This is a genomic window from Vibrio sp. OPT20 (assembly GCF_963889365.1).
In the GTDB taxonomy this organism is placed as follows: domain Bacteria; phylum Pseudomonadota; class Gammaproteobacteria; order Enterobacterales; family Vibrionaceae; genus Vibrio; species Vibrio splendidus.
Genome location: NZ_CAWPOA010000031.1, coordinates 1,047,121 through 1,053,439 on the forward strand (window position 1 = coordinate 1,047,121; position 6,319 = coordinate 1,053,439).

Consider the following 6,319-nt stretch of genomic DNA (forward strand, 5'->3'; position numbering starts at 1 on the left):
TCTGATTTTGTCCATGGGTTGGGTCGATGTGGTCAAGGGGCGAATAGACTTAGCGTCCGCCAAGCATATTTATCTGGATAACGATTCGCAGATCAACGCCGAAACCGCCGTGATTAACCATATTACGCCGCAAATGTTGGAAGAGGGCGCTTCTATTCATGATGCGATGCTGACGTTCTTCGAAGCAGCGAAAGGCAAGATTATTGTCGCGCACGCTTGCATGGTAGAAGAGAGGTTCATTAGCCAATATCTTCTTCGTTGCTATGGTTTACGAGCGATTCCTCTGCTTTGGCTAGACACATTGTGTATCGAAAAGAGTATGGAGAAAGCGATCAGCAATCATGAAGAGGTGGATTTGACTCTAGCAGGCACTCGTGAAAGATACGGGCTTCCTGAATACAACAATCATAATGCGCTTGCTGATGCAGTATCAACTGCGGAATTGTTTTTAGCTCAGCAGAAGCGAGTTGTGCCTAACGATGAAGTGACCGTTGCATTTCTCTATCGGATCAGTCACTAGGGTGAGGAGCGTTAAGTACTCGGCTCTTATTTGAATGAATTGATTTGAAAGAAGAAAAGCCAGCGATTAAGCTGGCTTTTGTTTAGGTCTTAGAAAATTAGGACAGTAATTATCTTAGATTATTTATATAGCTATCGATTAGAAGCTGTAAGTTAGACCAACACGGCTACGGAGCTCACGAGTCGCTTTAGTCGATGAAGTACTCACATCACCAAACTCTACATATGGTGCCCATTGACCCATCATGTGGCGAATACTTGCGTTCAACTCGTAGTTGGTATCGTCGTTGTCGTAGATGTCATATCCATCCGCTTTGTAGTAGTTACCTTCTAAACCAAAGCGCCAGTTTTCCATTGAGTAGTTAACGTTTGCCGTTAGACGGTGGCGGCGTTGGTTTTCAATGTTTTTCTCAACACCGACAATGTCACCATTACCGTCGAGCTCGTACTCAGTCGTGCTAGTATTTTGTCTCATATCGTAACGGTAACGAGCACTTAGGCTTAGGCCATCAACGCTATCCACTTTGTATGTTGCACGAACTTGAGGTTTGTACGTAACACCAGATTCGCGACCTTCAATTGGCATACCGTAAGTCATGGTCCAGTTATCGTTTAGTACATGGCGGTAATTTAGACCAAGCTCCCAACCGTTATTCTTCAAATCTTCCATGAATTTACCGTCTTCTCCCTTGAATTTCGCTTCGATATCTACAAGGAAGTTGCCAATGCTATCGCCCAGTTTTACACGAGTAGCGTGTTGATCTGTATGACTCTTGTATTCGTGTCTCATATCGAAAGACGCCGCAGATACAGAGCCAGCAGCGAGTACAGATGCCACAGCAATCACGATTTTAGTTTTATTCATGGTATTAATTCCATATTTATAGGTTGAGTATTGGCCATAATTACAAGCCAAATAGAGTAGTTCTTGTCTTCAATGCATTTTGTTATTGAAATTATTTCTTGGTTATTTCAAATTTGTTTGCATTTAAATAATACAAATATGCTAACGATTTGAAGGCGTATAATCTGTGAATTTGATCGTGTTGTTGGGACAAAACCACTATTTACAAAGGGTTACAAAGTTGAGTTGCTCTGGTAAGTTGATGATTCTTAGTGGTTTATTTGGATGTTGATAATGATTTTGAAGAGTTTTGTTCGTCAATAAATGTGCGCTACAGCAAAAAATTGAACCTTTAGATATCATTTTTATTTGTAATACATTATTATTTACTAACTTTCTGTAGCAACACATAACTTTGCTGTGTTGATTACATGCACTGACAGTGTGAAGCCGAATAAGTAAGAACGGTCTTGAAGCTAAATGGATTAAATCCACCGCTTTAAGAACATGAGGCATTTACTTGAGGTGATTTAAAGCTCAATCAGAGAAGGTTTGAAATGTAGTAGGCGAGGCAGTGACATAGCCTGCTATATGAGTACGAACTTGATAGGAATGAACAGGGTTCGAATGGTTACCCGCTGTTCTTATTAGCGACAAAGAAGAAATTGTTGAAGTGCTTGCGAAAGCATTTTGATTATTGCTCCCAACTATTCTAATTATAACTTCTGCTTTCGTTTAGAAAGGTAGGAGACGGTAGTCGAAGATCTACCCTTGCGCTCATGTTGATACAGGCAACATGAGCGTTTTTTTATCTGAAATTTGAGTAGAGAATAGTTTGATAAGCAAAAACGTGTAAGCCGCGGCTTAAGAGCTAAGCTTTTAGGTTGATGACAGCGCGTTCAAGTGAGTCTGTTTGTTCTACTACTGAAGTTGCAGAAGCGGCGTTTTTTGAAGCGCTCGTTACATTCGTCAGTGTCAGCTGTTTAATGGCATCTACGTTTTCGATGATCTCTGACGTAACTTCACTTTGCTCCTTCATAGCTTTGGAGACTTCTAAACTGTTATTTAGAATGGTTTCCATGTCTGCGATAACCGATGTGATTCTTGAATGTGCCTTCTCACAAGAGTCGACACTGCTGTTACCTTTTTCACAACAATTTTGAATCGTGTTAACCACCATTTGGGTTTGATCTTGAACCCCTTGAATAATGGTTGAGATCTCTTCGGTTGAAAGCTGTGTTCTGCCAGCCAAGGTTCTCACTTCATCGGCGACGACCGCAAAACCACGACCTTGCTCTCCAGCGCGCGCTGCTTCAATAGCGGCGTTCAAAGCGAGTAGGTTGGTTTGTTCAGCAATGTCTTTAATCACTTCTAGTACGGTATTGATCTTTTCTGAGTGCACAGAAAGGCGATTCACTTCTTCACTCGCACTCACTAAGTCAGTTGAAAGCGTATTGATTGTGTCTCTGGTGAAGGCCACATCGTTCAGGCCATCATTTGCCGTGGAGAAGCTGGTCTGTGCATTTGCTGATGCATTTTCACTATTGGTCGCAACACTTTGGATATTGCTGCCCATTTGATTTATCGCGGTCGCAATATTTTCTGTTTGTCGTTGCTGCTTGTTTAAAGCGCTTTCCACTTTTATACCGTCGTGTTGCAACTGGTTCGAAATGTTGCCGAGCTCTTGGATCGACCCTTGTACTTGACCAACAAGTTGGCGAATATCTTCTAATACGGTGTTAAATGACTTGGCAATATCCGCAATTTCATCTGAACCGCTGTCTTCCGCTTTAACGGTAAAGTCACGTTGTTGGGATACGTGCAACATGGTTGCGTTTAACGAGGCTATCTTCTTAGCGACACGCGATGAGATCCCAAAGGACAGTGCGATCAGTAATCCAGTGACGGCGATTACGGAACTCACAATAAACGTAGTGATGGTTTGTTGAATCGATTCGACCTGTTGTTCTAAACGACCTTCAACGCCGGTAAATATCGAGATGATATCTTCAAACAGCATTTTCATTTCTGATTTCAGTTCGCTGACCTTTTCTGGGTTGCGTTCTATCGCGTCTACCATCAAGGAAAAATCTTTGTCGTATTGTTTTACTTCTCGATTCAGTTTGTCTAACTCAGGCACCGCTATGTCTGACTCTTCAAGTAAAACAGAGAAGCTATTCATCAACTGTTGGAAGTGTGAATACTCTTTGGCGAATTCAGGCTTGAGGGCTTTGTCGTGACTGATCAGAAACTCTAGTTCCGTTCGATTTAGTTGAAGCATCGAAACTTCAAGCGACTTCACCTTGATCAGGGTTTTCTCAAGTTTGATCAGCTTTAGGTTTGCCATTTCAGTGAATGAGACGACAACCAATAACGAAATAATGGATAAACAAGCAAGGCTAAAAAGGGAGGTTTTAATTTTCATAGGCAGGCACCAAAGCAAAACAATATGACTCAACAACGTATTTGGGAATCTCGTTTCTCTTATTTGCGTGATCAGTAGCTTACAAGCGGATAACTGGGATCTGACTCGCAACGGAAACGTTTGCTTACAGTATTTTATGGAAAGGTTATGCGCAAGTTAAATATTTATTATTTTCAATGACTATTGGTGATTGTTTTATCACTAGATGGAGTGCTGTAAATAATAACGAGAGATTGAGGTATAGTCGGACCAAAGTGATGAGGGGAAGTGGTAGAGAAAAGAGCAAGTGAAAAAGCCACGAACATTCACGCTTAGTCACATGAATGCTCGTTTCTCTTTTCTTGTCTTCTCTTGTTGTGTCTCTTGCTCTGGTCGCTTAATTGCAGACGGGTTAGCAGCAGACGGGTTTGCAGCAGACGGTTAGCTGCAGGCGGATTCGCAGCAGTCGTTTATATGTATGAGACTAACCCTGTGAGAACCGTTCTTAAATATTAGCTTTCCGTCGGCATCCAAACCTGTTTAGACGTAACTTTGTGGTCTTTAAAGGTCAGTTCTTCAACCTTGTCTCCGTTAGTATTCCAGCGAGTGAGTTTCCCGTTTGCTACTTCGCCTTCATCAAATTTCGCTTGGCTGGCCTTATTGCCATTAGGGTAGTAGTCCGTTACCAATCCATCTTTTTGCCCGTCACTGAATTCGGCTGTTAGGCTTTGTTCGCCATTCGGATACCAGCGAGAGGCAACACCCGACAGCTCATTGTCTTTATAGTTGAGCTCCGCTTTTTTCTGTCCGTTTGGATACCAGGTCTCGGCCTTACCTTGCAGTTCACCTTTAACGTAATTCACTTTAGAAGCAACTTGGCCATTTGGGTACCAGTTGGTTTCTAACCCAAGTTCTAGGCCATCAGCAAATTGAGCTTGGGTCGCGACTTGGCCGTTATCGAACTTCTCTTCAAATTGACCAGTAAAGGGTTTTGAGTGGTTTACTTGATAAGCCACACCTTTGCGCATTTGTAAGTAGTCAACAGCATCATCGCTGGTGGCTGCATAGCTCATAGAAGATACCGTACTAAGAGCAATTAAGATTGGAACGTATTTCTTCATAATGACACCTTTTTAATGGACGAGGGGAAAGTGTAACTGGTGTGTTAAAAGCATTTCACTTTCGAGAACCACTGTCAGTATCTAATAGTGGTTTTCAAGTTTTCATTATTGGCTACCTAATATAGGGAACTTTTAAAAGCGAATTCCCAATTCTATTTGTACTACAAATGTGTTGGTTTGATTCATTTTTATAAATTATATCTAACGATATTTTTGCTGTTCTTCTTTGAGCTTTGATCGTGACAAATAATAGTTTTTGTCGATAATCATTCGTTTTTTAGAGGGTTAGTTCATGTTTTTCGGGGTTTTTGTCGAAATCTAGTACGGATGGCTGCACTCACTTGAGGAATTATGCTCGTAGGTGGTGCAACTTTGAACTCGATCACTTGTATGATTAATTGAGTTTCAGACTGTAAGATCACTGTCACGCATTTAGATTATTGTAGTACAAATATGCTTGCCATCTATCTATAGTGACCTCAACAAAAAACATAAATAAAGGTCTCAAGATGGAACTCAATACCCTGATAGTTGGCATCTACTTCCTATTCTTAATTGCAATAGGGTGGATGTTCCGAACGTTTACAAGTACGACGAGTGATTACTTCCGTGGGGGAGGTAATATGCTGTGGTGGATGGTAGGTGCAACCGCATTTATGACCCAGTTCAGTGCGTGGACATTTACTGGTGCAGCAGGTAAAGCCTTTACCGATGGTTTTGCCGTAGCGATTATCTTTATCGCGAACGCATTCGGTTACCTAATGAACTACCTTTACTTCGCTCCGAAGTTCCGCCAACTGCGCGTTGTGACGGTTATTGAAGCGATTCGTATGCGTTTTGGTAAGGTGAATGAGCAAGTGTTTACTTGGTCTGGCATGCCAAACAGCGTTATCTCCGCAGGTATCTGGTTGAATGGCCTTGCGATCATCGCATCGGGTATCTTCGGCTTTGATATGACAACGACGATTGTCCTAACGGGTCTGGTTGTACTGGTGATGTCAGTAACGGGCGGCTCTTGGGCGGTAATCGCATCTGACTTTATGCAGATGGTTATCATCATGGCAGTGACCGTAACGTGTGCTGTAGTAGCGGTCTACCACGGTGGCGGTGTCACGCAAATCATCAATGATTTCCCAACCGATTCATTTATTACGGGTGATAACCTTAACTACCTAAGCATTTTCAGCATCTGGGCGGTGTTCATCTTCTTGAAGCAGTTCAGTATCACCAATAACATGCTGAACTCTTACCGTTACCTTGCTGCGAAAGATTCAAACAACGCACGTAAAGCAGCACTGCTTGCTTGTGTACTAATGACACTGGGTCCAATCATCTGGTTCATGCCTTCATGGTTCATGGCAGGTCAAGGTGTTGATTTAGCAGCAGCTTACCCAGAAGCTGGCAGTAAAGCGGCTGACTTCGCTTACCTAT

The 6,319-nt window shown here is 42.3% G+C and carries 6 protein-coding genes; 3 read left to right on the top strand and 3 right to left on the bottom strand.

Annotated features, from left to right (window positions below; translation table 11 throughout):
* Positions 1-520, top strand: a 520-nt coding sequence (locus AACR09_RS05775; RefSeq protein WP_228010953.1) for a 3'-5' exonuclease, incomplete at its 5' end; no start/stop codon positions are given.
* A 138-nt stretch (positions 521-658) separates the two neighbouring features.
* On the opposite strand, the gene AACR09_RS05780 is transcribed toward AACR09_RS05775, so the two are convergent.
* Positions 659-1,384 carry an oligogalacturonate-specific porin KdgM family protein gene (locus AACR09_RS05780; RefSeq protein ID WP_017082728.1) on the bottom strand — a complete coding sequence of 242 codons (726 nt, stop codon included), beginning with the start codon at positions 1,382-1,384 and terminating at the stop codon, positions 659-661.
* 850 nt (positions 1,385-2,234) lie between these two features.
* Complete coding sequence (locus AACR09_RS05785) at positions 2,235-3,788, bottom strand: methyl-accepting chemotaxis protein (RefSeq protein ID WP_193836148.1); 1,554 nt, start codon at positions 3,786-3,788, stop codon at positions 2,235-2,237.
* A gap of 286 nt (positions 3,789-4,074) precedes the next feature.
* Here AACR09_RS05785 and AACR09_RS05790 point away from each other — a divergent pair, with 286 nt between their 5' ends.
* Positions 4,075-4,212 (top strand): hypothetical protein, encoded by a 138-nt coding sequence (locus tag AACR09_RS05790; RefSeq protein WP_193836149.1) that lies wholly within the window; start codon positions 4,075-4,077, stop codon positions 4,210-4,212.
* A gap of 67 nt (positions 4,213-4,279) precedes the next feature.
* Here AACR09_RS05790 and AACR09_RS05795 read toward each other — a convergent pair whose 3' ends face one another.
* Positions 4,280-4,888 carry a toxin-antitoxin system YwqK family antitoxin gene (locus AACR09_RS05795; RefSeq protein WP_004733536.1) on the bottom strand — a complete coding sequence of 203 codons (609 nt, stop codon included), beginning with the start codon at positions 4,886-4,888 and terminating at the stop codon, positions 4,280-4,282.
* Positions 4,889-5,397: 509 nt separating this feature from the next.
* Here AACR09_RS05795 and AACR09_RS05800 point away from each other — a divergent pair.
* A partial coding sequence (locus AACR09_RS05800; RefSeq protein WP_416222638.1) for a sodium:solute symporter family transporter occupies positions 5,398-6,319 on the top strand: 922 nt, incomplete at its 3' end.